Below are 24,767 nucleotides of genomic sequence, written 5' to 3' on the forward strand. Positions count from 1 at the left end.
TTGGCTTGCTTGGTGATGGGCGTTTCGGTCGTTTACAACAGATTTGCCAAGCAAGTTCTCTGCCATGTCGCCTCGACCAAGCTCAATCACCTCTGAACACTCTGCTCGCCTTGGCGGAGACCAACCGGCGTCCACTGACCGCCGCGCGGGATTGTTTCGCTGGGTTGGCTGGGGTGCCCGGATTACGCTGGCAGGTCTATTTCTCTGGGCTGGTATCCGAAAGGCGATGGAGCCGGAGCTGTTTTTACAGGACATCGAATCCTACGAGCTTCTGCCCTACCGCTGGGCTTGGTTGATGTCGATTTGGCTGCCGTTTTTGGAAATCACCGCTGCGGTGGCGCTGTTGATGACGCTTAAATGGGCTCAGGCTGGGGCGCTGGTGATCGGCGGGCTATTGCTCGTATTCCTTGGTGCTATCATCTCAGGGTGGGTGCGGGGGCTCACTCTGTCGTGTGGGTGTTTTGGGGCATCGACGGAACCAGCCAATTACTTGTGGCTGGTTGTGAGGGATGTGCTGATGTTGGGGCTGGTGGCGGTGGTGGTGAAAACCTCTGGCGGGTTGCCCACGAAACACACGAAATGACACGATAATTCATGAATCAGAAAACTACTAAAAAAAACAACGGTCCGGTGATCGGGATGATCGTGGCTGGGGTGGTCGTGCTGGGGCTGGCGGGCTTTTTTGGCTGGCACGCGTTTATGCCCAGTGCGCCCAAGCTGCCGATTGAAACTTATTTGACCAATGCGCGGGGACTCGCAGGCAATCGCTACGAGTTTTCTGCTCGTATCGAGCGCCAACTCGATACGAAAGCTGGCGCGGGACGAATCATTCTCGCCCGCGACACGGCTTCGGGTCGACCAGTGCCATTTCTCGATGGAGGTAAGGTGCAGGCGTTTAACCCCGAGCCGGGCCAGCTTTATACGCTCACCGTGCTGGTGGCGATGGACGGGCTGATGGAACTGACTGAGGCGCGGAAACTGTGAGCCGGACTGGCCACAAAAAGCACAAAAATGCACAAAAAGAATCAAACCCTGGCGATTTTCATCGCAGGAATCGTGGCTAGCGGGACCTGGCTGCATGGACAAACGCAACCCGAGGCGACGAAGTCGGCGGAGGGCGCGGGAGCTTCAGCTGCCACCGCTCCGACGTCGCCGAATGGCAGTACTAGCGGCGGGGGGCTTAATTTGCTCAAGATGTTTGACCCGCAATCGGGCAACGTATCGTGGCAGGGGAAAACCTTCGGGATGGGTGAATCCAAGGTACTGCTCGCGCGCTTCGAGCGCTACTTGGTGACACCGGAGGCCAATGGTGCCGCCGATATAGCCTACAACCAAACCCTCGAAGACATCTCCGACACCCTTAAGGGGCGCAAAGGGGGCTCCGTAGAACAGCGTTTGGCTGAGGCTTGGCGGTTGCTTTACAAGGCGGCGGACTACGAGGGCGATTCACGCCTGAGCGAAACCCTCGCGAACAGCTTGATTAGCCATTGGCAAACCAACGCCAAGGTGAAGGACATCCTGCAAACCAATAAGGAGTTGGAGAAAAAGCGTGCCCAGGCGGAGTCGAACGTCGTGCGCACAAAGGACAGCGACCGTAACGAGGTACTGAATTCGATCAGGGCCAATACTGCGGCCACGGCTGCGCCCCCCACGCGAGATTACGCGTCGAGTCCGTTTCAAAAGCGCCTCGAAGAGGCCGAGCGGCGCATTGCCGATAACGAAAAACTAGAAACCTCCTCAAGGCTTAACCAGAAGCTGGAGTTTCAGGGTATGATTTTCCAACTTTTTGCCCAGCGCCGGTTTCAGCATGTTTTTATCGCGTTGGACTTTTACCGTTACCTTTTCCCGGGCGAGCAGGGCAACATGGAGGGCGGCGACGGCCTCAAAAAGCAACTGCTGGGGGACATCGATGTGAAGTTAACCACCTCGGGCATCGAGGCGCTGACCCGCGAGGCGGTGCGGGAGGTGGACGCGGGGACCAAGGCGGTTAACCATCTTTTGAGCAAAGGGGAAATCTACGGGTCGTCACTACGCCTGATGGAGGTTTTTCACCTTGGGGAATTCCTGCCTGTGGTAAAAACCTTCCCGATCGACCAAAAGGATAAGTTGCGCACGTCGGTGCAGGGCATGGGCGATCTGGCGACGGCGCTGGAGGCCAAGGATTTCGAGCGGGCGACGACGCTGATCACCGAGATCAAGACCAAGGTGCCGGACTTCGACGCGGTTAAGCCAAACGCGCTGATCGTGGCGGCCAAGCAGGTGAGCAGCCTTGCGCTGCAAAAAGCCGGGCTGGCGGCGAAGAGCGGCGACATGAAGGGTGCCGAGGAGGCAATCAAACTGGCGATGGAGACTTGGCCATCGAACCCGGCGATCACCAAATTTTCCAACGGGGTGGAGCAACGCTCCGACGTGGTGGATGTGGCGGGCAAGGATTTTGACCGCCTGCTGGCGAACGGGGAGTTGCGGTCGATTTTCAACGACCGGTTCCGTTTCGCAGCGGCGCTGCATGCTGACGCGGAGCGAACCAAGAAGTTCACCGACATCATGAAGCGCATGGAGCAGATCGAAACGGCTATCGCGCAGTCGCGGGAGCTGGAGCGGACCAAAAACGAACTCGGTGCATGGGAAATCGTCGAGCGCGCCTACCGTGCGTTCCCCGACGACCTACAAATCAACCGGGCGCGTTCGGACCTCGCGGTGAAAGCGTCGGCCTTTGCCTCGCTGATCGCCAAGGCGGACGTGGAGGAACGTCAGGGGCAGCGAGTAGGTGCACTCCTCGCGTACCTGGACGCTAAAGAAAAATACCCGGCCAGCTACTTTGCGGATGACGGCATTGTCCGGTTGACCGCCGACATTTTGGACAACCGCGCCAGTGGGAGTGGTCTCGCCAAAGCCGCTGGCGGCACTGCCGATGCGGCGGTGGCGAGTGGCGAGGCGAAGAAGTAGCCGCTCACGATGTTTCGCACTCAAGATCTGACGGTCACCACCCCGGACGGGGCTAAAACCCTGCTGGCTGGGGTGGCGGCGGAATTTCCGCGTGTGGGCCTGCACGCGGTGGTCGGGCCATCCGGTTGCGGCAAAACCACGCTCGTCAAGGCGCTGCTCGGACTGGTGCCACGCACCGGCCGGGTGGAATTCGACGGGGCTGAGGTGGCCGAACCGGGAGATCTGGTGGGGCGGGTGGGATTTGCGCCGCAGTTCAGCATCGCCAACCCCAAGCTTACGGTGGAGGAAAGCCTGGCCTACGCGCTGGATTTACTGGTCGCGGACGACTCGGCGCGAAAAGAGCGCCTCGATGCGATTTTGACGACGGTGGGCCTCGATGCGGCGCGATCCACTCGGGTGGAAAACCTCTCGGGTGGACAATTGCGGCGGCTGGGACTCGGGCTGGAGTTGGTCAACGATCCCGATTGGCTGGTGTGCGACGAAGTCACCTCGGGCCTCGACCCACGCTCGGAGGATCAAATCTTGGACGTGCTGCGCGGGCTGGCGACGGAGCGCGGCAAGTCGTTTATCTGCATCATCCACAACCTGGCGAAACTACGCAGTTTTGACCGGATCACGGTGCTAGGCCAAGGGGCCATGCTGTTTCAAGGGAGTTATCCGGAGTTTTTGGCGCATTTTAAGATCGAGGACCCGCTGCAGCTTTACGAGCGGTTGAACGAAAAGGTATTGGACTTGTGGAAGGCGCAGTGGGTGGAGGCACAGCAATGGAATGCGCGGGCGAAGGCGGCTGCCGAGCCCCATGGCATGGGCGCAAGCGGATCCACTGCTTCAGTGGATCAACGTCGTCCGAGCGTGGTGGCGCAGACGTGGACGCTGTTGCGGCGGCGGTGGCAGCTTTTTTGGAGAGACCGGGGTAATCTGATGTCGGTAAGCGCGATCACCTTTGGGTTTCCGGTACTCGTCGCGATCTTCGCTTTGGGGGGACTACCGCAAATCAGCGCCATCGCCCTCGACTCGAACGCGGGATTTCTGGAGTCGCTGCAACAAAGCATCCGCCACCAACGCGAGGCAACCCAGGCGGCCAACCTGGTCGTCGGACTGGTGTTGTTTCAGGTTATCTTGCTCGGGCTTACCGGCACGAACAACGGGGCTCGGGAAATAGCGGGCGAGCGCATGGTTTTTGAGAAGGAGCGGATGAACGGGCTGCGCGCCTCGGCCTATGCACTCTCCAAGGTGATCTTTTTTACCGGCCTAGCTGGGGCGCAGGGCGCGTGGATGGCAATATTCGTCAAGTCAGTGTGCCGATTTCCGGGGCAATGGTGGGTGCAGATTTCCACGCTGGCGTTGTCGTGCGTGGCGATGACCCTCGTGAGCTTGGGGATATCGGCGGTGGCACGGACGGCGGAGCGGGCGTCGTTCTCCGCCGTGTTTTTAGTCGGCATGCAACTGCCGTTGTCCGGAGTGGTGCTGGCGCTGCCGAGTTATTTGCTTTGGATCTGCCGCCCTTTCGTGAATGCCTTTTGGGCCTGGGCGGGATATTTTAACGCGATGACGAACACGCGGATTTATGACGCGTTCCGGCTGAACAACGAACGCTGGTTACCCACGGCGGAGCTGGCGTTGGTGGTGCTCGCGCTGCAAGCGCTGGCGGGTGTGGGGTTGGTTGTTTATGGCTGCCGCCGACTGCGGTGGGGCGAGGCGTGAGGCCGTCGGATGATTATGGCTTGGAGCCGGGAGCTGGGAGGGTGATTTTTTCCAATTCCGCGAGCCAAACCTTTGGTCCACCCTTTTCGTACCCGAGTTGCCCGATTTGTTTACCGGCGGGATCGAGCACGATAATCGTGGGATAGCCACGCACTCGATAATTACGGGCGAGTTCTTTGTTTTTGGCTGCCTGCGCTTCTGGAAGCGGAGTCTTTCGAGGGAAATCCACCTTGAGCAAAACTAGCTTTTGGCCGGCGTAGCTCACGAAGGCGGGTTGGGAAAACACTTCCTTATCGAGGCGGATGCACCAACCGCACCAATCGGAACCAGTAAAGTCGATCACGAGAGGTTTTTTCTCAGTTGAGGCCTGCTTGAGGGCGACTTCGTAGTTGGTTTGCCATTTGGCTTCGGCGGAGAACAGAGGAAGCGAAGTGAGGGCCAAAAGAGCGAAGAAGGGGAAAATGCGGCGCATGAAAAAGAGATACACGGTGGATCGGGTGGCGGCAAGATCGGGGTGGATCGCAGGAGGGTAAATAGAGCCTGTCCCAAATTTCCGGATTTTTAAAAAGTGCGCAGAGGTCCATTGGGATTGCGGGCGAACGAGGTGGCACGAATCACCCCAGCGACGTTAAACGGCGGCCCGAATCGATTTTTCCCGCCCCCAAGCGCGGTAGTAAGGTACGGCAAAGCCGGGGCGAGCCCCAGGGTTATTCACATTTTTGCCGGAAAATTGAATTAAGCGGCCAGCGGAAGTGTTATTTCCTCGGCAAGGATTCGTGACACCAGCCAGAGGTTGTGACCGAGTACACTCCAACCCACCGAACGGTAGCGGTTGGCAAACCCTTTACAGCGCAAGCGTCCGCCGAGGCGTTGTTTGAGGATCGCAATGCGCGCTTCGGTCGCCGAACGGCGCCGCTGCAATTGGGCGAAGCGTTTTTCGCTCAAACGCTCCTTGAGCGCGTGCGGATCACGCGGGCATACCGCATCGTAAACGTCTTGTTGCTTGAGCATTGCGGAAGTTTTTTTGGTGGCGAAGCCGCGGTCGGTGCCGACCGCGCTAATCGGCGCACTCAGGTCAAAGCGGTTCTGCCGCGCCAGGCTTTCCTCGAGTTGGCACCATTCTGCCGGAGCCGCGCCCTGGTAGAGTTGCCAGTCGGTGATTAAACCGGAGAGCGCCTCGCTCAACAGCAACGAGTTGCCAAACTCGACTTGGCTCCCTGCTTTGCCGCGAACCAGTACGTTCACATCAAGTTCATGCACGCTGAGGATCTTTTGGTCGTTGGGCACCGGGCGTCCGCCGATGATGCGCTCGTGGGCCTGCTTGATGACGGCGGGCAGTTGGCCGAGCATAGCGTCGATGCGGGTGGTTATCCGCTTGGTTTGGCGTTGGCTGTAATGGGTTTGGCTATACTTCTGCGCCAACAGGTCGCGGTGGCGGCGGGCATGTTCTCCGATCGTGCGTAACAGCGTCTTCATCTTGCGCAGGATCTGTTTACGCGCGCGCTTGGCGTCGTTGCGGCGGCCTGCGTGGGTCATTGACATGCACAACTTGTTCATCTGCTTGGCAAAGCACTCCGGCTCTTCAGGCATACGGTGGAGCAGTCCAGCGCGGCGGATTAAAATCATGGCCTTGAGCAAAGTCTTGGACACATCACGCAACAGCACCCAGTCCACCGGGAAGTGGATGTTGGTCTCCAAGCACGTGCCGTCGATGAGGCAAACATCCATGTCCAGCGGCGCGCTCAACCCGAGTTCAGTGGCGCGATCCTTCTCGCCGCACATCTCCACCAACACTTGCCCCATCCAGCGCACCTGTTCGGCGGTGAAAAACTTCGAGGCCCGCTCCAGCACACTTTTGGACGCCCCCTTGATTCCCTCAAGCGTGCGAACACCGCAAAAATCCGCCAGTAAATCACTTGAGGCAATGCTACGGGAAAGCTCGCGAAAGGATATGTTGCCCAAATGCACCCGCAACACTTCAAAGCGTAACGCTTTGAGCGCAAACTCCATACGCTGGCGTAGTTGTGCGACACTGGCTTGGCCTGCCCCCGCCTTGGCAAAGTCCATCGCCATCGTCTCCAAGTGGCTGCCACGCAACAACGCGTCGAGTCCTTCCAATTGCTGGCGAAACTCGGCGTAATCTTTATTGGCACCGACTGGCGTTAGCGCCGGACGCAACCAGCGTTGCAGGGCAATGGCCGAGGTGGCGGATACGGGTTTTGACTTCATGGCCGATTATAGCGGCTTTTTTTTGACCAAAACCAGGGAATTACCCCTCTTTAGGCATCATTAAACTTATGCTAATAGTTCACTGCTAGGTTTTTATGCTTTCGGGACAGGCTCTAAATAAAAGCCCCGGCGCGGTGAAGCGGTCGGGGCTGCTGGATCGAACTGATGCCGTAGGGTTAGGGCTTGAAGGAGTCGTTGGGTTTGCCGTCGTCGGCGAGGTCGCCGAAGTGATTGACCGCATCTTTGAGGAGTGAGGCGGCGGCGAAGACCGTCAGGCCAATGGGTGTGCCGGAGAGGGGGCCGGCGATGGTGAGGGCGAGGCCAGCGGCTTTGCCAAGGAAGGAGAGGATGCGGAGGAGTTTGGTGGGCATACGCCTAGGGAGGCGTGTCAACTCGGATGATATTGCTCTAGCAAAAGCTTGCCCCAACGGCCACAACCCAGCGCCTGCCATGGAACCTGACAACTTCGCCAACCCTCTACCGTCCTCTATTGACGCTCCTTATGTAGTAGAGACAATTGGTGCTGAGGATAAGCGGTTTCAAGAGGTTATAGCCATGTGGGGAATTGAGCGTAAGACGCTCGGCTTATTCCCCGTAGGTGCGTTTGAGGCACGTGCGCAGGCCGGTCATCTACTGGTTGCTTCAACCCCAGCCGGTTCGGTCTTGGGTTACCTTACCTACCGCGCGCAGCGACGGTTAAACTGCGCAGTCATCATTCACCTATGCGTGGCACGAGACGTACGGGGGCGAAGTGTTTCGGATTCCTTGTGGGGCGCCCTGAAGCGGGAATCGATAAGATTGGGCTGGGACAGTGTGCGGCTGAAATGCCGTCGGGATTACCATCATACGCATAAGCTGTGGAAACGCCTCGGCTTTGTTGCACGGACAGACGTTGACGGTCGCAGTCGTGCCGGAAGCGAGTTGACCCTGTGGGTTCATGCCTTGCGGCCGGAAAATCTTCTTCAATTTTCGGGCGGTGAAGATGACGACCGATTAAAAGCAGTCATCGACGCCAATGTATTTTACGATCTGCGAGGGAATAAGGGAAATCGTGACGAAGAGTCCACCGTGTTGCTAGAGCCGTGGCTTGAGGAGTCAGTGATGCTGTGCGTGGTGGATGAGTTGCACAATGAAATTGACCGGCGCGAAGAGCGCGAAGACCGGGATTATTTCCATCGTGAAGCGCAGCAATTCAAGGAACTGAATGGTTTTTCGGAGGAATACGATAAAGCCTATGGAATTGCAGTGGAACTCCTCGGGGAGCCGGGGAAATCTGAGAGCAAGCGCTCTGACCGAAAACAATTGGCCAAGGCCGCTACAGGAAAAGCGGATGTATTCATAACACGAGATACGCAAATCCTCGATGCGGCGGCGGATATTGAACGACGCTTGGGATTGCGCGTGATGACCCCAGGGGAATTGAGTAGTAAATTGGATGAAGCCGAAAGGGCTCACGTTTATCAACCGGCACGGCTGTCAGGCACGACCTTGATCCAGCGGGTAATACGGGCCGATGACCTTGATCTTGTCGTTTCGGTTTTCCAGGCATCGCAAGCAGGAGAAACGAAGAGCGAATTAACGAGGGCAATGCGGGCTAATCTGGCCCAAATACGGGGTGTTTGCCCGCCGGAGATGTTGGTTGTCTGGCAAGACGAGAACAGTCCCCTCGCATTTTTTGTCAGGACTGTGGATCGTCAAAACAACCGTGTGCTGGTCGATTTTTTGCGCGTAGCGCCTGGCGGCATGGAGCGAACGCTGCTCCGCCATATCCTGCTCTCGTTGGTGCGAGAAAACAGCGATGGCGGGTTAGCTGAATTGAGAATTTGCGATCCGTATCTCGTGCCGGCTGCAAACGAGGCATTGAGGGAGTTGCATTTCGAAAGCGACACCGATGGATGGCGACGCCTGACTCCCGCAATAGTTGGTGACCGAGGCCAACTGTGCCGTCTTCTTTCGGATCGGGAGGGCGATGCTGCGAACCGCGATGATGAGATCGCCAAGGTGGAACTGCCAGCGCCAGTGATGGAGGAGCGGTATTGGCCTGCAAAGGTTTTGGGTGAAGGAGTCGACACTTACATCATTTCGATAAAGGCGACGTGGGCAGCCCAGCTCTTTGACAAACATCTTGCCGAAGAAGAGCTTTTTGGGGCCTTTGCACGCCTCGCGCTGAATCGGGAGCAGGTGTATTACCGTAGTGCGAGGGCGGCAGGCCTTTCTGCACCGGCCCGCATTCTTTGGTATGTATGCAAGGATGACGGCACCGATGGTGCGATGGCTATCCGTGCATGCTCCCGCCTCCTTTCATTTGAAACCGGAACCGCCAAGGAGCTATTCAGGCGGTATCAGCGCATCGGCATCTATCAGTGGCGCGAGATTCTGGCGGCGGCGGATAACAAGCCATTCGCGGACATCATGGCCATACGCTTTGCAGACACAGAGTCGTTTACGCAGCCGGTGCCGGTAGCCGTAGTGCGCAGCCTTGGCATAAAGTCACAATTCCAGTCGCCAACCAAGATCACCGAGGCTCAATTTGCGGCGATTTACAAATTCGGCATGAACCGCTCGCAACCATGAACCCCACCGCACTGCTGATATCGGTCAAACCTCGTTACGCGGATGCTATTTTCAGCGGATCAAAGACGGTAGAACTGCGTCGTGTTCGACCGCGTGTTGTTAGCGGGGATCTTGTGATGGTGTATGTCAGTTCCCCTCGATGCTCGTTGGAGGGGGCATTCGAGGTCGCCGAAGTAATCGAAGCTTCTCCCGCTCAACTCTGGAAGAAGATGTCTACTGAAACCGGCATTACGCGGGAGGAATTTGATGTGTATTTCTCCGGACGTGAGATCGGCTATGGCATCCGGATCAGGAAAGCGTGGAAACTTGTGCCGGTGTCATTGGCGCGACTTCGAGCATCAAAACTACGTCCGCCCCAAAGTTATCATTATGTACGGAGGGATCATCCGGCTTTTGCCAAGGCAGGTAAATGGACCAGGACGGTTCGATAGGGCTTCAATCGGATTTTGTGTTTACCGTATTGCGAACTCGCCATTCGCGGCGAATGCGGAGGCAGAGGTAGACCAAGGTCGCCATGCCGACCATGAGGCCGACGTAGGCGTTGAGGCGTTCGAGGGTCGTGAAGGCGAAAAAGCCTACCGCGCCGTGGTACGGTACGGGGTCGCGGAGGATGGAAAGTGTGGCGGGGAGCATTTCGGAGAGAGGTCGGAGGTCAGAAGTCAGGGGGCAGGTGGCGGAAGTCTAAGGTCTAAGGTCGGAGGGCATAAAATCGGGCGGCGGTCGTGGTGACCGGCCGCCCGTGGTGCGCTCTTTTTGGGTGGCGGTTAGCTGGCGGTGAGCTTGCGGGCGCAGACGGGGCTCGTGACACGGATGTCTTCGCTCCAGTCGACCGCTAGAATATCCGAGCGGGCGGCGTCGTCGCGGTAGGTGCGGACGACGTCCACACCGCCTCGGCGCAACCGGAAGGTTTTCATGAAGCTGGGATCGTAGAGCGTGGGGCTGGCGTTGGCGTGGAAGATCACCAACTGCTGGCCGATGATGTTTACGTTGGCTTTGGTCAGGCCGAGTTTTGCCGTGTCCCGGGCCAAGATGCCGACGCGGATGTCGATGCTGGGGTTGAGCAGCAGTGAGCTGAACTGGGCCATGCTCACACCGATCGAGGCCGCCCCGGGGAAGCGGGCGATCACTTTGGCGTTATTGCGCAGTTTGTTCCAGAGGGGCAGGCCGATCACCAGGCGGTTGGGCATGCGGCCGGTGTCGGTCGCGAGGGCTTCGATTTGTTCGTCGAGTTTGGCGATGGGGTCGTCAGTCGCCAGGGTGATGTTGGCGGCGGCAGCGAGGGCGGTCAGGGCGGCGAACACTTTGGCTTCGTGCGAGGTGACAGCGGAGGAGACGAGGGTCTGCGTCTTGGCCTCTTCGAGACGGAGCGGGTCGCCTTCGCCTGCTTCGTCGCGTTCGTGGTCGTCGATGGCGATTTCGAGGGCTTGCGGGAGACAGTTGTAAGTCGGATCGCTGGCGGCGAATTCGAGGCGTTTGGCGGGGCCACCGACTGCGCGCGAGGTGTCGACCACCTGAAAGGTGTTCTTGTCGTCGAAGTTTTTGTACTGGCCGGTGGCGGCGGGGACGACCACCTCGGGGGCGAGGAAGTTGGCGAGGGTGGCGGAGATGTCTTGGGACAGGCCGCGGGCGTAGTTGGTCAGGGTGACGTTGTATTTGGAGGAGGACATGGGGGGAATGAGCTGGGATTATGGAGGTTAGACGCGGGGTGTTAGCACCGGGGTGTAGAGGGAGGCTTCGATGAGTTCACCGGAAACTCCGGCTTCGAGTGCAATCCCGACGACCATCCGCGGGGCGTCGTTGCTGTAGCCTTCAACGCAGCCGGTGGCGGTGAGTTGCAGCTGCTCGCCAAAGCTGACCGGGCCGGTGATTTTCACCCGGACTGTGCCAGCGAGGCCGCCGGGAATCGCCACGGTGACGCGTTCGTAGGCTTTGCCGCCGGTAAGAAGCAGGCCAAGGGGTTTTTCGAGGGCGTAATCAACTAAGCAGACGGTGTCGGCATTACTCATTCGAACGAAACGGCCTTCTTGGCCGGTCAGATCGTCGTCGGCCATAACCGAGATAATGGCGTTGGTGCGGGTGAGGTGCATGGGGATGAGCTGGGGGCTATGAGCTTGGAGCCGGGCTTAGACGAGGGATTGGGGCGCGATGAGGATGGCTTCGACGAGTTCGTCGGTGACTCCGGTTTCGAGGGCTTGTGCAACGAGGGTGCGGGCGCCGGTGCCAGCGTCGGTTTGAACGCGGCCGTCGGCGGTGGTTTGCAGGTAGGCACCGATGGTCGAAACGGTGGCGGCGAGTTTCACGCGGACGGTGCCAGCGAGGCCGCCGGCGCCAAGGGCGACGGAGACGCGTTCGGCGGCTTTGCCGTCACAAAGGAGGACGCCGAGGGGTTTGACGGTGGCCGAGCTGAGGAGCGCGGCTTTGCCTTCACTGAGGACAATGAATCGGCCGACGTAGCCGGTGAGATCGGCGTTGGCGTCGAAGGAGAGAATGGCGTTGGGACGGGCGAGAGAGGTTTTCACGGGAAGTAGCGAGTAGCGGGTAGTGAGTAGCGAGTAGTCGGAGGGGGGCCGATTAGCGGAACAGCTCGGGGGATTCGGCCTTCGCCTTGGCGTAGATGGTCTGGAAATCGGCGCTGGGGTGGGCGGCGCGGATGGCGGCGAACTTTTGTTCTTGGCGGGTGATCAGGCTGGCCGGGGTGGCGGTGTCGTCTTGGCCGGTGGTCAGTCGGGCGAGCACCGGATTGATCGTCAGGGATTCGAGCGCTTTTACGGCTTTGGCCTCGTCGCGCAGGAGCGCATCAACCCAGAAACCGCGGGTGTCGGTGTCCTTGGCAGGCAGGCGACCGGCGTGCACCGCGGCATCGACGTGGGCCTCGGCGCGGTGGCGGGCCTGCGTCGCCATGAGTAATTGTAGGCCGGCGAGTTCGCTTTTGAGCGCGGTGGCGTGGCGGGTCACTTGGGCAACGAGGTCGGCTTCGTCGGTGGCGGAGGCTTCAACCAAGGAGAGTGACCGGAGGGTGGAGATGAGGTTTTGCATGGGCATCGACTCAGCCACCGTGTCAACCGGTGCGGCGGCGAACAGGGGCGCGATGCGCTTAAACGCGGCGCGATTGACCAAGCCGCCCATGTTGATTTCCGAACCCGTCACCTGGCCGGCGGCGTCGAGGTGGAACGTTGGCGAAAACCGGCGAAAGGTGCGGCCTTCGACCGACTTTTTACCGGCGTCGGACCAGTCGAGGCGTGCACGGACGCCGCCAGTCTGCGGTTCGTCACCGGCCCAATAAAATTCAGTCGGCCAGGCGGAGGCTTCGCGGTCCTCGTGGTTGAAATCGAAAAAGGGCCGGTCTTCGCGTCCCTCGGCGGCGGCGGTCATTTTTGCGGCGAGAAAGGTTTGTAGGACGGCGGCGGTGGCGGCGTTCACCGCGACTTCGACCGAGACGGGTTTGCCGCCTTGGGAAGCCCGGATGCGGTGGCGGCCGGGCGGCATGTATTGGATTTCAGCGGGGAGTGCGGCGCCTTCGGTCAGGGCGTTGGCGAAGGCGGCGTGGAGCGGTGCGTTTTTGTTGTTGGTGGCGAGGTCCATGCCATCTCCACGGTGTCAACGGTGGGCGCTCACTTGGGCGGCTGGTAGGCGGCTTTGGGGACGCGGATCAGGGAGCTGCGGCAGTTGTAGTGGGCGGGCGGCGGGGAAAACCAGCCGTCACCCCAGCGGTGACCGTGGCGACCGAGACACACCTCGGTGGTGCGGCCGTCGAGGATCGCATCCCAAACCAGATAATCACCGGCGGCTTCGGCCTGGGCGAGTTCTTGGGGGAAGGCCGCCTCGGCAGCGGCTTGGCGACCGGCGAGGGATGCGGCGGACTCGCTGGTGGCATCGATGGGCGCACCACATCCGCAACCGCAGGCCTTGGTGGTGTTGGGCGCAGAGGCCGCTGGCACTGATGGGGCGGTGGGTTTGGCCGGTTGAAACAGGGCTTCGCTTGGGGCGGGCGACGGGACTTTGTGGCGTTCGTAAAGGTATTGCAGGGAGACGGGCAGGCCCATGTCCACAAACAGGGTTTTGTCGCGAGTGGCCATTTCCTGCTCACGCTCGGGGCGGGTGATTTCGACTTCGACGAAGGGGACTTCGTCGGCAGTGCCCCAGTTTTGGGCGATCAGTTGAGGGATGAGTTGGTCGTTGAGGATCGCGACGATGTATTCGGCGTAGGTTTCGAAGAGATCCAACTCCACTTCTCGGTGAACTTCCGTGGCGGCACGGCTACCTTCGCCGTTGTGTTCAACGGAGAGGTTTTGCCCCAGCAGCATGATGTCGCAGGCGCGGTCTGCGATTCCCATGAGGCGTTCGCTCGGGTCGTTGGGACCGGATACGCCCGGGGTGGTGCCCTGCATGATTTGCAAGTTGGTGCCTTGGGGGAACGCACCCCAGGAGGCCGTGCCCATGTTGCGCAGGGCGGAGGTGATGGCGTCGATTTCCACCTGGGTGGCGGTCGCGGGATAGTTGGCCCAGCGCAGCGGCGTCCCGAAGAGTTCGGCTTTTTGGACGAGCCACTCCCAGCCGAGCATGTGACCGAGCCAGAGCGGAGCCAGTGCACGGAGTTGGGCGGCTTCACCTAGGGCACCGGATTTGGACTGAAAGATGCCGGTGAGGAATTTGCCGGGGTGTTTGGCGAAGGGGGTTAGCTGGGAGCTTGAAGCTGAGCGCTTGGCGCCAGACGGACGGAGCGCGAGGGTGCCGTCGGTGTCGATGCCGAGGTAACGGGTCGGGACGCGACGAAAGCCGACCGGCACCACGTAACCGGTGGTGTCGTTGGCCCAGTCGATTTCGACCACGGAGAGGCCGCGGGCAACGGCGTCCATCAGTTCGTACACGGCGGAACCGAGCGGGGCGCGAGTGGTGTCCACGTAACCGCGTTGGAGGTGCAAAGCCGATTCAACGAAGGCGGCCTTTTCTTGGGCCGTGGCGGAGGGTTTGCCGTTCTTTGGGGTGTAGGGCTGGACGTTGAGGGGCAGCTTGCGGATGGCGTTTTTGATCTTCTGGAGGTTGGCACGCAGGCGCGGCCAGGTGTCTTCCATCAGGTTGAACAAGTCGCTTTGGGCGGCGAGGTCGCCACGGGCACCGGCGTCGAGGAGTTCACCAATGGCGTCGGGGGAGAGGCTGCGGCCGAAGAGTTGGGGCTCAAAGTCGCGAGCGGTGGGGCGGATGATGGGTGATGGGGACATGGGAGATTCGGATTTAGGAGGGTGTCACAGAGCCGAGCCGGAGCGCCGACACAGAGCGGCACAGAGTAAGGCATCGGCAACGGAGGTGGATTTGGGTTTCGGATTTAGAGGCTGAGAGAGATCGGAGCGTTACCGCGTCCACGCGCAGCGGTAGCGGGTGAGTGCGGGGCGGTGGCGGGCGTTGAGGCCGGTGGGCACGCGTTCGGCGGCGAAGGCGCCCGTGCCAGCGGAGGGGTTGCGTTGTGCTGCGTGGATCGCGAGGGCCAGCGCGGTGGATCGGTCGGCGTGGCCGTCAGCGGTGCGGGCGGCGGCGTAGCGGATCGTGCCACCGGGGCTGACGATGCGTTGCATGCTGCCGAGGTCGTCGCGGATCACCGCTGCAGCCGGTAGCCCCACGGTGCGGGCTTGCAGCGCCTTTTTTAAGCGTTCGAACAGCTCACGCTTGCGGTCGCCGGTGAAGGTCACGCCTTCAAAGCGGGTTTCATCGAGTGCTGCGGCGAGGTGTTCGCTCACGGGTCCACCGATTCCGGTCGCATCAATCGCGGTGAACGCTGCCGCCATTACCCGAGGCAGGAGGATTTCTTCCTGTTGGGGAAATGGCACGCGGTCCAAGACGAGGACTTCGCGGGTGATGAGTTGGCCGCCGTGCAACCGTTCGAGGGTCCAAGCTACGGTCAGGTCCCGTTTTCGACCGACGTCGATGCCGATAAACAAGGCCGGTCGCGGCCGGAGGGTTCGACAATAGAGGTCCGTAAGCGGATCGAGTGTAGCTTCCTCACATTCACAGCCTCTGACGAGTTCGGCTGGGAAAACCTGCGACGAGTGCTCCATAAACTGGCACTCGAACTCCTGCGCCCAGCCGTCTGGATCGGCCAAATTGGCCCGCAGTTCGTCCACGTTGAGCGCGAGTCCCTGCGCCACCGCGTCGTAAACACTGGTCTTGTGGCGAGAAAAGGCCGGTGCGTGCTCCCAGAGGTCGAAATACTTGTTATTCCGCCCCGCTGGTGTGGAGATGACTCGCAGTTTCAACGCACCACGCAGCGGGTTGGAGATGATCGGGTAAACGGCGCGCCAGATTTCCTCGGGGTTTTCGTGGAAGGCGAATTCGTCCAGCACCAGGTTGGCGGAGTAACCGCGCGCCGTGGACGGATTGGCAGGGAGTGCCAGCACTCGCGCCCCGTTGGGAAACCGTAGCTGTGATTTCTGGATCTCAGGGCGGTATTCTTGGCCAGTCGAGTAGCTGACTGCGTCGCAGAAAATCCCAGCGGCGCGATTCACCTTGTCCATGAACTCCAGCGCCTGCCGCTCACCGGCGCTCAGGATGATCCAGTCGCCACCCGTCTCGATGGCGTCGGCTACCACCTCAAACGAGGCAGCGAGCGAGCCGCCAATCTGTCGCGACTTGAGCCAGATTTTGAAGCGGGCTTTGTCCTGCACCCAGGCGCGTTGATAGGGCAAAAGGAGATCAAGCGGCGTGACCGCGAGGCGGCGGTCGGGCTTGTAGGTCTTTTTAGGGGCGGCGCGGCTCATGGCGTGGGCGCCGTCGCAGCTGGCAACGCGGGGGCCTCAGTCGCACCGAGGCGTGAGCGCCATTCACGCATGATGGCCTTTTCGCGGTCGGGCGTGATGTTGACCTGCGTCGCCACCAACGTCGTTGGTTGGTCGCGGTACACGTCGGGCTTATGGGCCTTCAAAAAGAAGATTAAGCAGGCGTCCGAGTAGCGTCGGCGCTCACCGCACTGCTGGCCTTTGGCGTCGAATACGGGTTCGCTCCACCCGTCGATACCGCGCCGTTTCAGCTCAAGCTCGGCTTCCTCGATGCGGGAGGCGTTGCGCACGCGGTCGCGCTCGAGCTGGGCCGATTGGAGCACGGGCACGAGGTCGGGCTGGCGCTGCAAGTGGCGGTAAAACGTGGACTGGTCGATGCCCGCTTTCTTGATGGCGTTGAGCGACGGGGCACCGTCACGGATGTCCTGCACGACGCGGTCGAAGAGCGCTTGGCTGAACTTGGGCGAGCGACCGAGCTTGGCGGCTTTGGGTACGGCGATGGGCATTGTGATGGGCGACGTGTCAACGGGCGGGCGCTCGCCCAACGGGGCGAAAGGGAGGGCGGAATAAGCGCGCGCAGGCGGATTTGGCGGTGGTTCGAAAACGCGCTGGTGGTTCGGGGCTCGGGTGGTTCGGGGCGGGCGTAGCCCGCCTCGGGCGCGGAGTCGGGCCGTCGCGAGGCTCGGCGAGCCCGGCCTGACGGAGCCGCGTGCCAGAGGCACGCAAGGCGCGCCGAGTCGCCAGCGGAGCGTCGCGGCGAGGACGCGCGGGGCCACCGCGCCGGCTGGGCGGCGGGGGGAAGCTCCCCCCGTGAACGAGCTTGCGAGTGAACTTGGGGGGGCGCCTGGCGGCCGGCCGGACCAGCGATGGCTTTGTGCTCAACTCGCCCAGCGACGGGACGCCTTAGAAAACGGACGGCCCGGGCGGGGGCGGGGGGTATCTATTCGCGCGGTAGCGCCGCTAAAAGACGTTCTACCGGCGAAGCCGAGTGATATTTCTGGGTGCGCGCGCATACTGACAACGCACCGTAGTGAGCCCCGAGGGTGGAGCGTGTAATACGACATTATGACCAGTGGCCGCCGCCCCGAGGGAATGCTTGGACTGAGGGGCGGATTAGCGGCCATTGGACATAATGTCCTGTTACACGCGGAACCCGCGCAGCCGCTGTGCCAGATCAGCCCGGACGTGGGACGTGGACGGCTGGACACGACGTCGGACGTGACTCGGGGAACGCCGTCGCGTGCCTGCCGCCGTCGCCCTCGCCGGGCCTGGCACTGCGGGTGCCGGGGCTCACGGAGGTGCAGCCCGCGTTTTTCGCGCGCGTTCCATTGTGGGCCGTGAGTGAGCTTGCGAACAAGCCGCTGACCTTGGTTAGCCGTGGGGCGTTGTCGCCCCGCGCATCAAAGCCTTCCGGCGTATGAGGTGGGCTGTAGCGAGTCGGCGAGCGGTGGGCCCAAATTATTGAGGCCGGGCGAGTCGGCGGCACTCGGTGAGCACCTGGCTCGGCAGGCGCGGAATCGAGGGTCGCTGTCTCGCCCCGCTGAAATTGGTTCGTTGAGGATGTTAGCAGCCGGACAGGCGAGCAGGCGCTGGCGGTCGGGCGTCCGGAATGGAGCGGAGTGTGGGAGTGGAGACGGAGGGGCACAGGGGCCGCCGGGCCGGGGGTTTGCGGCCGTCTCGGCCGTAGCCCCGTTTTGACGCTGCGGTTCCTGGCTCGGCAGGATCCGTGGCGTGAGGGGCGAAGGACGTTGCGGCCCCCCGGCTGGGCGGACCCTGGGACCCGCAGACGGAACGCACGCACGTAGCGGAATGTAGGGCGACAGAGCGCCTGCGTCTGCGGGCGGATTATCGTGCGGCTTACGCCGGAGCGCGTGAGCGGGTTCGCCAAGGGAGCGGAGCGAGCGCAGGCGTTGAGGCACACGCATCACGGGGGCGGACGAAAACCGTTGAGGCCCCACTGCCCCGCTCTTCTCGCCTGCAAGCGAGCGCACATCGGAGGTGGTCAGAGGAGGCCTGCTTCGCGCTGGTCGATCAGGAATTGGCCAGGACTGCGAACTTGGAGACTGTAAACCTGCGACCCGATTACCTTCTGGAAATCGGCTTCGTCGAGCGTGAGTAAAGCGTCAGCCTCGGCACCCAAGGCGGAAAGCAGGACGGGGCGATCTTTGGATTTGGGGAAAACCAGTACCTTGTCGTAGGCGAGCTCGATGGGGACAAGGGTGAGCCGAGGGAGGAGCGATGAACGCCAATACGGCAAGGCTTTGGGGCCGAGCTTGCGGGCGTTGCGGTCCGTCTCCTCGACGCAATAAAGCGATGAGAGCAACTCCCACCCATTGGTTTCGGCGTGGGTAAACAGGTAACGCGAGGCCCCCTTGGCCGAACCTGCGGCCGCCAGCAGGACGCTGGTATCAATGAAAAGTTTCACTTCTTTGACTTGGCTTTCCCTGCGCGAGTGAAGGTGGCCATTTCGGCTTCATCACGTGAGATCCAGCGGGCTAGTTTTTCACGGGGTATGTCACGCACCGGGACGGCGGCGGCGGCTTGCAGAAAAAGCCCCCCGTCCCGTTCCTCGATGATCACCAGGGGGCTGTCGAGACCATCAAGCCCCAGCTTACGGCGGAGAGCGGGAGGAAGGGTGAGGCCACCGCGTTTGCTAATGGGAAGTGTAAGCGTCATGCCGTAATGCTGCATTGCGGCATGACGGTTGGCAAGCATCGCGCACAATGAAGCGCCGAGCTGCGTCCCCCTCGGCATTTTAGGCCGCAAGGTCGTCGTAGAGGTTCTTGAACCAGGTGAGTTCTTGCCGGAGCAGGCGGCGTGCTTCGGGGGTCCACTTGGCCAGCGGGGTGTCGTCGGTGCGGCGGTGGTACCAGCGCCGGAACTGATCCAGCCCTTTCGTGAATTGGATGACCGGTGTATTCGCATCGGGCTGGACGGCTTCGCGTGGAGCCGGTTCGGGTAATACCCCCGTTGCGAGGTAAGCCTGACGCAACGAGTGGGCATCATTGAAAAACGACACATGTGTCGTTTTTGATAATCGAATGTAGCGTTGGGCCGTTCGTCCCGAGATTTCGGGACAATTCACGGCAAGCCAATCCGTCCAAGCCCCATGGGGCAAACTGCTCTTTTGTCGTTCGAGTAACCGCCCGCAGTCGATGGCCGCAACGATGGCGTGCTGGGCCTTTTCTCGGGCCGAACCAGCAAGGGTTTGGGCCTTGGTGAAGGCGGCATTGATCGCCAGCGCGAGGTCGATGGAGAGAACAATCCCCCCGTCGGTAGCTACGGCGGGAAGGATTTCGAGTGAGACAGGTTTAGTTTTGGGCGCGGTCATGTTTTGAGGTGTGCGATGTCAATTGGGCGAGGCGGTAAATGCGGCGGGCTCGCTTGGTGCGCATCCCCCGCGACGGTGGCAGGCCGAACGTTTCGGACCACTTCACGACGAGTTTGGAAAACCCCGCGCGTGTCACCCCGTGGCGTTCGGCGAGCGCGGCTTCGCTCAGGCCTTCGATGTCCATGAGGCCGGACGCGAAACAGGCGGCGTCGAAGGCGAGCATGGGGTTGGGGTGCGACCGGATGCGGGCGCAAAACGAAGCGAGGATCGCCGAAGCTGAGGCTGCCACTTGGTCGGCAGTGGCGTCGGTTGGGCTGGGATCATCGGCGTCTTCGGCAACGGAGTCGGGCGTAGGATCGGGAGCAGCGCGACGTTCGAGCAAGGTGTCGTCGTGCTGGGGCGTGTTGGTGTGACGCGTGGCGTCGGGTTGAGCCAAGCCCCCCGCCGCGAGTTGAGCTCGTTCGGCGGGTGAGAGGCTGGCCACCCAAGCGCGATAGGCCTCCGAGTATTGGGCATCGCGGGCTGCTTGGCGGTCGGCGCAGGTCATGGCGAGGGCGCGGGGGTTGGAGTGGCCGCAAAGGGCAAGGAATCGGGCCGATGGGGCGGAGGCAGGCTGGAAGCCTGCGCTACTTCGCTTGCGGCGACGTGGTCGCTTTGACGGATGAGGTTGAGCCAGTCGTCGGCGCGCATCGTCACGAGCCAGCCGGAGCGGTTACGGGTGTGGGCCACTATCGGCGTCTTGCGCGCACCGGCGTCGCGGATTGCCTGGTCCATCGCTCGCCAGATGTTGAGCGCTTCGACGGCCTTCACCTCGAAGTGGATGCCGGGCAGCTCCGGACAAGCCACGTCGGGCGAGTCGGTGCCGCCCGCGTACTGTACGCCTCGATGGGCTTTGAGGAAGCCGGCTTCGCGCAGCACGTCACGCCAACGGCGCTCACCGCGTTTACCTTTTTCGCGTGAGTTCATCGGGCACCTCCAGCGGCGAAAGTTGCGAGTGGTGAGTAGCGGGTAGCGAGTAGTCGGAGCGGCGTGGGCGGTTGGTCCGTCCCGTCGAAAGAAGAGAGGCGAGCGTTAGCGTAGCTCGCTCTCTTCTTCTTTAGAAGAATAGCAGCAGGGGCTAGCGTCACGCTTAGCGCCACCTGTGAGCTAGTGACGCTAAGGAGGGGGGTGGCGCTGACCGGCGTCACCGTGGCGCGCAAGGTGGCGCGGGGCGAGCAATGGAGGTTATTCTGCGGCGACATAGTTGACTCCTTTCCACGTCTTGGAGGCACGGTCGAAGATGAGCATGCCCCTGTCAGGGTGGCGGATCGTATGGAAGACCGATACCGCCTTGGTGGGGTCTTTCCCCGCTGCCGTCAGCTTGGCGGAAATGTAGGCGATCACGGCGCTTTCCTCGGGGTTTGCCGAGTTGGCCAGCGGTGGCATGCTGGAGAACATGGCGCGGTGGCTGCCGGGTATGAAACTAGTCTCACGACGGGCGGAGGCAGGTTTGTTGTCGCGCCCCTGAATCGCCTTCGGGTCGGCGGCGATACGCTCGAAGTGATGGGTGGTCCACTGGATCACGAACTCGGGTTGCGGGGGTAGGTCGCGCAGGATCGGTGTGATGGTGAACGCCTCCGGCTGTTCATGGGGTGACATGATCAGTAAGGCGTCTGGATCACGGCCGAAGACTGATGCACCGGCAACGCGGTCGATGGCGTCGCGTCCGGTGAGGTTACCCTTGGGGAAATGGGCCGCGATCAGAACCGCTGTATGGGTGTCGTGGGCCAACTTTTCGAGCTCGTTCAAGACCTGCGCCATCTCGGTATTTGAATTCTCCTCACGGTCCCCGTAGGTCTTATAGATTGGGTCGATGATGATGAGTTCGGCTCCGACTCGCGCGACCTGCTGGCGAAGTCGGGTAGAAAGTTCAGTGATTTCGTTGTCCTTGCCGCGCCGATTCCAGATGTGGAAGCGAGACAGGTCATCGGGCATGAACTCGCGACCGGCACAGACTAGGCGGATGCGCTTCCGGTAGCTGAATTTGGCAATCTCCAGGTTCACGTAGAGGACGGAGGCGGCACGGGTTTGAAAGCCGCACCATGGACGCCCCAAAGAAACCGAGATGGCGAGGTCAGTTAGATTCCAGGTCTTCCGGCTCTTGGACGGTCCGGCGATGATCATCTTCGCGCCTTGAAACAGGATGCCTTCGATGAGCTGGGGTGGATCCGGTTCGTTCTCAGCGCAGAACGTGTTACCGGTGACAATGTCGCGGGCGTCTACATGCTGGGCTTCCCACGCAGAGAACGAGGAGGCCCCGAGATTCACGGCGAGGAGGCGTTGCACGCCCTCATTGCGCAGGCCGCCGGGGCAACGGGAAAAGCGCGACGGGTTTTTATTGGCCTTGTCGATCTGGAAGCCGGGCAAGGATGCCCAGACTTTCTCGCGGCGGGCGTGGTATTCTTCGCGGTTCTTCGCGTCAATCCGCACCCACGCGTGCACCGAGTTACCGGCTGAGTCGATCAGCGCAGCGATGGGCAGACCGGAGGCGCGGAGCTGGCGTTCCTGCTCGGGCTTGGAGATCACGTCGCTTTCAACCAGCACGTGACGCAGGGCGGTTACATCTTCGTCGGTGCCCTCGGCTCCGTGGCGCACCGGGTTGATGCGGATGAACAGACCATGATGCCCACTGAACACGTGGGCGATGCCTCCGCGTGAAGAGGCGCGTTCGATCCAGGCGTCACGGGTGAGGATGTTGACGCCACCGTTTTCAGGGATGGCGCGCTCGGCTTCGGGGTGAAGCGTGCCAGGGGCGATGGACAAGACATCGGCCGGCTCGAAACAGGCGCGGAGGAAGACCTCGAAGGCTTCGCCTTCGGAATGACCAATGCCCAATGACAAATGACCATTGGTAGGATTGGGAGAATGATGGGACATGGGGGATGAGGGGCCGGTGGAGCGGGCGAGGTGGCCGCGGCCTTCGGTGGGTGATGCGGCGCGGTCGGCGTCGGTCAGTTTGTGGGTGAGGTCAGGCTCGGACCACGGGGGCGAGCAACGGGCGTTGTACTCGGCAAAAAGCGGGGCGGCGTCGGCCACCGCCAGGCCGAAGCCCTGCACCAATGTGCAGGCAACGGCGAAGGTCTGGTCGTGGCCATGCTGGCCCGAAACGGCGGGCGGTATTTTGGCGAGATAACGCCGGGCGCGCTCGATCAGGTCGAGCGGCCCGGCGCTGGCGGAGGGCGAGGTGTAGCGCAGGGACATTATGCAGCCCTCCGGGTTGGCTGGTTTTTGAACCGATCCGTCATCCACACACCGGCGTCGGCGAACGTGACAAGATCAGGGCGGGGATGACCGTTGCGGCGCAGGCAGGCGACTTGCTTGGGCGTAGCCAAACCAAGGTTACGCCGGGCGAGGATGCGGTCGATAATCGCCGCCGCGTGACCTTTATCCCGGATGGCGGCCGGATCGAGGCCGTTGCGTTCGAGTAGGCTGAGCTGCTTGAACGAGGGCGGCTGGTGGTGCCACGCCATGGTCGGGGCGTACTCGGCCAAGTCGAGTTCGTGCAGAGAGAGCGCGAATTCGACCGGATCGATCTGGCGCGCCGCCCGCTTGGCGTTGGCAGCCAGCTCGGTGGCAAGCGAGGCTTCGCGCTGGGACTTGGCGTCGATTTCCGCCTTTAGTAAGTCGAGCTCCTTACCGACAGCCGCTTCGACGGACTGGGCAATCATGGCATCGGCGATCTCTGGCGTGGATGCCACCAGATGAGCAGGCCGCACAATGGAGTGGCGGCCGGTCATCCAGAGGAAGTCCAACACCAGCAGGTTTTCCTTGCCTGGGTGAAGCCGCGTGCCGCGACCAATGATCTGCGCGTAGAGGGCGCGGACCTTGGTCGGGCGGAGGCAAATCACACACTCGATTGAGGGCTCGTCAAAACCCTCGGTGAGTAGCATCGAATTGCTCAGTATCTGGAAATCACCGGCGGCAAAACGGGCCAGCAGCTCGGCTCTATCCTCGCCTTGACCGTCGATGTGGGCGGCGGTGAAACCGGCCTCTTGGCAAAGTTCGACGAACAACTGGGAAGTGCGGATCAGTGGCAGGAAGACGAGGGTTTTTCGGGTGCCGATCGACTCGCGCAGGGCGGTGACGATGCCGCGTAATAGCGGCTCGATGGCGATACCCAGGTCGGCGTCGTTGTAGTCACCGGCCAAGGTGCGCACTTCGGTCAGGTTGATCTCCACCGGCAGCGTGAGCACCGAAATACGCGTGAGGTATCCTTGTTCTATCAGCTCGTGCAGACCGACCTCGAAGGCGATGTCCTCGAAGTAGGTGCCGAGGTTTTTCTTGTCACCGCGGTCGGGCGTGGCGGTCACGCCCAGCACTTTGGCGTGACCGTCAAAGTGCCGGAGTACCCGCTGGTAACTCTCGGCGAGGGCATGGTGCGCCTCGTCGACCACGACCAAATTAAAATGGTCGCGGGGCCAACGGCTGAGACGCTTTTCGCCCATCAGGGTTTGCACCGAGGCGACCACCACCTGGGCGTTGAGGCTGGCTTGGCGGGTGCCGCATTCGGTTTCGGCGACGATGCCAGTGGCGCGGGTGAGCTTGTCCGCCGCTTGGCTGAGTAATTCCTCGCGGTGGGCGAGGATCAGGGTGCGGCCGGGCGCGAACTTTTCTGCCGTGTGGGAAAAGATCACGGTTTTACCGGCGGCGGTGGGGAGGACGGCCAGCAGTTTACCGTGCTGGCGGAACTTGCTGAGTACGGCCTCGACGCAGGCCGTTTGGTAGGGGCGGAGGTTAAAACGGCTCATTGGCGGCTCCTTCCTTTTTGGCGGCGTTGGCGGAGGCGGCCGGAACGGTGGGCAGAAGCGGGGCGAGCCAGAATTCCACTTTATTGTTAGCCTTGCCGTTGTAGTTCTCGACTTTGAGGCGGACGCGCAGGGTGAGGCCGATCAGCTCTTCGGCTGTGAGTTCAACTAATTCTTCAGGATCAATTTCATGGCCTAGCGCCCGGCGGAAGGCGTCGATTTTCCAGGCGGAGGAGGCGGATGCGACCAGGTAATCGAAAACCTTCGCGCTGGCTCCGTCGGGCGTTTCAGCTAGGAGTGTGAGCTTGATCATATCCGCGCCGGTGGCGCGCGAAACGGTTTCGGTGGCCTCGACGATGGCGACCGTATAGTCACCGGCGGGTACGTGGTAGGATTTGGGGGCGTCGGCGGAAGCAGTGTATTTCATGGTAA

Annotated in this window: 25 protein-coding genes; 6 read left to right on the forward strand and 19 right to left on the reverse strand. The window is 61.4% G+C overall.

Features of this window, described 5'->3' with window-relative positions; genetic code table 11:
• Positions 1 to 64 precede the first annotated feature (64 nt).
• The 4 genes from H2170_05345 to H2170_05360 are packed head-to-tail and all read left to right on the forward strand — an operon-like array spanning position 65 to position 4,650.
• Positions 65 to 583 (forward strand): DoxX family protein, encoded by a 519-nt coding sequence (locus H2170_05345; protein MCS6299510.1) that lies wholly within the window; start codon positions 65 to 67, stop codon positions 581 to 583.
• Positions 584 to 594: 11 nt separating this feature from the next.
• Positions 595 to 984: a hypothetical protein gene (locus tag H2170_05350; protein MCS6299511.1), complete on the forward strand. Its 390-nt coding sequence runs from the start codon at positions 595 to 597 to the stop codon at positions 982 to 984.
• Positions 985 to 1,011: 27 nt separating this feature from the next.
• Positions 1,012 to 2,946 carry a hypothetical protein gene (locus H2170_05355; GenBank protein ID MCS6299512.1) on the forward strand — a complete coding sequence of 645 codons (1,935 nt, stop codon included), beginning with the start codon at positions 1,012 to 1,014 and terminating at the stop codon, positions 2,944 to 2,946.
• A gap of 9 nt (positions 2,947 to 2,955) precedes the next feature.
• Positions 2,956 to 4,650, forward strand: a complete 1,695-nt coding sequence (locus H2170_05360) for an ATP-binding cassette domain-containing protein (GenBank protein ID MCS6299513.1) — start codon at positions 2,956 to 2,958, stop codon at positions 4,648 to 4,650.
• A 13-nt stretch (positions 4,651 to 4,663) separates the two neighbouring features.
• Here the strand turns inward: H2170_05360 and H2170_05365 are convergent, their stop codons facing one another.
• From H2170_05365 to H2170_05375, 3 genes are all read right to left on the reverse strand, one after another.
• Positions 4,664 to 5,122 carry a thioredoxin family protein gene (locus H2170_05365; GenBank protein MCS6299514.1) on the reverse strand — a complete coding sequence of 153 codons (459 nt, stop codon included), beginning with the start codon at positions 5,120 to 5,122 and terminating at the stop codon, positions 4,664 to 4,666.
• 263 nt (positions 5,123 to 5,385) lie between these two features.
• Positions 5,386 to 6,879 carry a hypothetical protein gene (locus H2170_05370; protein ID MCS6299515.1) on the reverse strand — a complete coding sequence of 498 codons (1,494 nt, stop codon included), beginning with the start codon at positions 6,877 to 6,879 and terminating at the stop codon, positions 5,386 to 5,388.
• A 176-nt stretch (positions 6,880 to 7,055) separates the two neighbouring features.
• Positions 7,056 to 7,250, reverse strand: coding sequence for a hypothetical protein (locus H2170_05375; protein MCS6299516.1), 195 nt, complete (start codon positions 7,248 to 7,250; stop codon positions 7,056 to 7,058).
• Between the two features lie 79 nt (positions 7,251 to 7,329).
• Between H2170_05375 and H2170_05380 the strand changes: the two genes are divergently transcribed.
• A complete protein-coding gene (locus H2170_05380) occupies positions 7,330 to 9,453 on the forward strand; it encodes a GNAT family N-acetyltransferase (protein ID MCS6299517.1) in 2,124 nt (707 codons plus the stop codon).
• The gene (locus H2170_05385; GenBank protein ID MCS6299518.1) at positions 9,450 to 9,884 is read left to right on the forward strand and encodes an ASCH domain-containing protein; all 435 of its coding nucleotides are present in this window, start codon (positions 9,450 to 9,452) and stop codon (positions 9,882 to 9,884) included. The genes H2170_05380 and H2170_05385 overlap by 4 nt, the downstream gene beginning before the upstream one ends.
• A 4-nt stretch (positions 9,885 to 9,888) precedes the next feature.
• Here H2170_05385 and H2170_05390 read toward each other — a convergent pair whose 3' ends face one another.
• From H2170_05390 to H2170_05465, 16 genes are all read right to left on the reverse strand, one after another.
• On the reverse strand, positions 9,889 to 10,086 hold the full coding sequence (locus H2170_05390) for a hypothetical protein (GenBank protein MCS6299519.1): 198 nt from the start codon (positions 10,084 to 10,086) through the stop codon (positions 9,889 to 9,891).
• 131 nt (positions 10,087 to 10,217) lie between these two features.
• On the reverse strand, positions 10,218 to 11,120 hold the full coding sequence (locus tag H2170_05395; protein MCS6299520.1) for a hypothetical protein: 903 nt from the start codon (positions 11,118 to 11,120) through the stop codon (positions 10,218 to 10,220).
• A gap of 27 nt (positions 11,121 to 11,147) precedes the next feature.
• Positions 11,148 to 11,540: a hypothetical protein gene (locus tag H2170_05400; GenBank protein ID MCS6299521.1), complete on the reverse strand. Its 393-nt coding sequence runs from the start codon at positions 11,538 to 11,540 to the stop codon at positions 11,148 to 11,150.
• A 36-nt stretch (positions 11,541 to 11,576) separates the two neighbouring features.
• Complete coding sequence (locus tag H2170_05405; GenBank protein MCS6299522.1) at positions 11,577 to 11,972, reverse strand: hypothetical protein; 396 nt, start codon at positions 11,970 to 11,972, stop codon at positions 11,577 to 11,579.
• 52 nt (positions 11,973 to 12,024) lie between these two features.
• The gene (locus H2170_05410; GenBank protein ID MCS6299523.1) at positions 12,025 to 13,035 is read right to left on the reverse strand and encodes a hypothetical protein; all 1,011 of its coding nucleotides are present in this window, start codon (positions 13,033 to 13,035) and stop codon (positions 12,025 to 12,027) included.
• 29 nt (positions 13,036 to 13,064) lie between these two features.
• Positions 13,065 to 14,672 carry a DUF935 family protein gene (locus tag H2170_05415; protein MCS6299524.1) on the reverse strand — a complete coding sequence of 536 codons (1,608 nt, stop codon included), beginning with the start codon at positions 14,670 to 14,672 and terminating at the stop codon, positions 13,065 to 13,067.
• A 129-nt stretch (positions 14,673 to 14,801) separates the two neighbouring features.
• Positions 14,802 to 16,202: a hypothetical protein gene (locus H2170_05420; protein ID MCS6299525.1), complete on the reverse strand. Its 1,401-nt coding sequence runs from the start codon at positions 16,200 to 16,202 to the stop codon at positions 14,802 to 14,804.
• Complete coding sequence (locus H2170_05425) at positions 16,199 to 16,726, reverse strand: hypothetical protein (protein MCS6299526.1); 528 nt, start codon at positions 16,724 to 16,726, stop codon at positions 16,199 to 16,201. Before H2170_05425 ends, H2170_05420 begins: the two co-directional genes overlap by 4 nt.
• Positions 16,727 to 18,222: 1,496 nt before the next feature.
• Positions 18,223 to 18,645, reverse strand: coding sequence for a PIN domain-containing protein (locus H2170_05430; GenBank protein ID MCS6299527.1), 423 nt, complete (start codon positions 18,643 to 18,645; stop codon positions 18,223 to 18,225).
• The gene (locus H2170_05435) at positions 18,642 to 18,896 is read right to left on the reverse strand and encodes an AbrB/MazE/SpoVT family DNA-binding domain-containing protein (GenBank protein ID MCS6299528.1); all 255 of its coding nucleotides are present in this window, start codon (positions 18,894 to 18,896) and stop codon (positions 18,642 to 18,644) included. The genes H2170_05430 and H2170_05435 overlap by 4 nt, the downstream gene beginning before the upstream one ends.
• 79 nt (positions 18,897 to 18,975) lie before the next feature.
• Positions 18,976 to 19,551 carry a DUF3102 domain-containing protein gene (locus tag H2170_05440; protein ID MCS6299529.1) on the reverse strand — a complete coding sequence of 192 codons (576 nt, stop codon included), beginning with the start codon at positions 19,549 to 19,551 and terminating at the stop codon, positions 18,976 to 18,978.
• Positions 19,532 to 20,098: a hypothetical protein gene (locus tag H2170_05445; GenBank protein ID MCS6299530.1), complete on the reverse strand. Its 567-nt coding sequence runs from the start codon at positions 20,096 to 20,098 to the stop codon at positions 19,532 to 19,534. Before H2170_05445 ends, H2170_05440 begins: the two co-directional genes overlap by 20 nt.
• Entirely contained in the window at positions 20,095 to 20,517 is a 423-nt protein-coding gene (locus H2170_05450; protein ID MCS6299531.1) for a hypothetical protein, read from the reverse strand. The genes H2170_05445 and H2170_05450 overlap by 4 nt, the downstream gene beginning before the upstream one ends.
• A 258-nt stretch (positions 20,518 to 20,775) precedes the next feature.
• On the reverse strand, positions 20,776 to 22,791 hold the full coding sequence (locus tag H2170_05455) for an AAA family ATPase (GenBank protein MCS6299532.1): 2,016 nt from the start codon (positions 22,789 to 22,791) through the stop codon (positions 20,776 to 20,778).
• Positions 22,791 to 24,338, reverse strand: coding sequence for a DEAD/DEAH box helicase (locus tag H2170_05460; protein MCS6299533.1), 1,548 nt, complete (start codon positions 24,336 to 24,338; stop codon positions 22,791 to 22,793). Before H2170_05460 ends, H2170_05455 begins: the two co-directional genes overlap by 1 nt.
• Positions 24,325 to 24,762: a DUF669 domain-containing protein gene (locus H2170_05465; protein ID MCS6299534.1), complete on the reverse strand. Its 438-nt coding sequence runs from the start codon at positions 24,760 to 24,762 to the stop codon at positions 24,325 to 24,327. The genes H2170_05460 and H2170_05465 overlap by 14 nt, the downstream gene beginning before the upstream one ends.
• Positions 24,763 to 24,767: the final 5 nt, after the last annotated feature.

It is taken from the genome of Opitutus sp. (genome assembly GCA_024998815.1).
Classification (GTDB): domain Bacteria; phylum Verrucomicrobiota; class Verrucomicrobiia; order Opitutales; family Opitutaceae; genus Rariglobus.

Coding starts and splice junctions, on each gene's coding strand:
- H2170_05360 (MCS6299513.1), top strand. CDS start 2,956: ATGTTTCGCACTCAAGATCTGACGGTCACCACCCCGGACGGGGCTAAA.
- H2170_05465 (MCS6299534.1), bottom strand. CDS start 24,762: ATGAAATACACTGCTTCCGCCGACGCCCCCAAATCCTACCACGTACCC.
- H2170_05355 (MCS6299512.1), top strand. CDS start 1,012: ATGCACAAAAAGAATCAAACCCTGGCGATTTTCATCGCAGGAATCGTG.
- H2170_05380 (MCS6299517.1), top strand. CDS start 7,330: ATGGAACCTGACAACTTCGCCAACCCTCTACCGTCCTCTATTGACGCT.
- H2170_05425 (MCS6299526.1), bottom strand. CDS start 16,726: ATGCCCATCGCCGTACCCAAAGCCGCCAAGCTCGGTCGCTCGCCCAAG.
- H2170_05390 (MCS6299519.1), bottom strand. CDS start 10,086: ATGCTCCCCGCCACACTTTCCATCCTCCGCGACCCCGTACCGTACCAC.
- H2170_05385 (MCS6299518.1), top strand. CDS start 9,450: ATGAACCCCACCGCACTGCTGATATCGGTCAAACCTCGTTACGCGGAT.
- H2170_05435 (MCS6299528.1), bottom strand. CDS start 18,896: ATGACGCTTACACTTCCCATTAGCAAACGCGGTGGCCTCACCCTTCCT.
- H2170_05445 (MCS6299530.1), bottom strand. CDS start 20,098: ATGACCTGCGCCGACCGCCAAGCAGCCCGCGATGCCCAATACTCGGAG.
- H2170_05460 (MCS6299533.1), bottom strand. CDS start 24,338: ATGAGCCGTTTTAACCTCCGCCCCTACCAAACGGCCTGCGTCGAGGCC.
- H2170_05345 (MCS6299510.1), top strand. CDS start 65: ATGTCGCCTCGACCAAGCTCAATCACCTCTGAACACTCTGCTCGCCTT.
- H2170_05440 (MCS6299529.1), bottom strand. CDS start 19,551: ATGACCGCGCCCAAAACTAAACCTGTCTCACTCGAAATCCTTCCCGCC.
- H2170_05370 (MCS6299515.1), bottom strand. CDS start 6,879: ATGAAGTCAAAACCCGTATCCGCCACCTCGGCCATTGCCCTGCAACGC.
- H2170_05365 (MCS6299514.1), bottom strand. CDS start 5,122: ATGCGCCGCATTTTCCCCTTCTTCGCTCTTTTGGCCCTCACTTCGCTT.
- H2170_05415 (MCS6299524.1), bottom strand. CDS start 14,672: ATGTCCCCATCACCCATCATCCGCCCCACCGCTCGCGACTTTGAGCCC.
- H2170_05455 (MCS6299532.1), bottom strand. CDS start 22,791: ATGTCCCTGCGCTACACCTCGCCCTCCGCCAGCGCCGGGCCGCTCGAC.
- H2170_05420 (MCS6299525.1), bottom strand. CDS start 16,202: ATGAGCCGCGCCGCCCCTAAAAAGACCTACAAGCCCGACCGCCGCCTC.
- H2170_05400 (MCS6299521.1), bottom strand. CDS start 11,540: ATGCACCTCACCCGCACCAACGCCATTATCTCGGTTATGGCCGACGAC.
- H2170_05350 (MCS6299511.1), top strand. CDS start 595: ATGAATCAGAAAACTACTAAAAAAAACAACGGTCCGGTGATCGGGATG.
- H2170_05410 (MCS6299523.1), bottom strand. CDS start 13,035: ATGGACCTCGCCACCAACAACAAAAACGCACCGCTCCACGCCGCCTTC.
- H2170_05395 (MCS6299520.1), bottom strand. CDS start 11,120: ATGTCCTCCTCCAAATACAACGTCACCCTGACCAACTACGCCCGCGGC.
- H2170_05450 (MCS6299531.1), bottom strand. CDS start 20,517: ATGAACTCACGCGAAAAAGGTAAACGCGGTGAGCGCCGTTGGCGTGAC.
- H2170_05375 (MCS6299516.1), bottom strand. CDS start 7,250: ATGCCCACCAAACTCCTCCGCATCCTCTCCTTCCTTGGCAAAGCCGCT.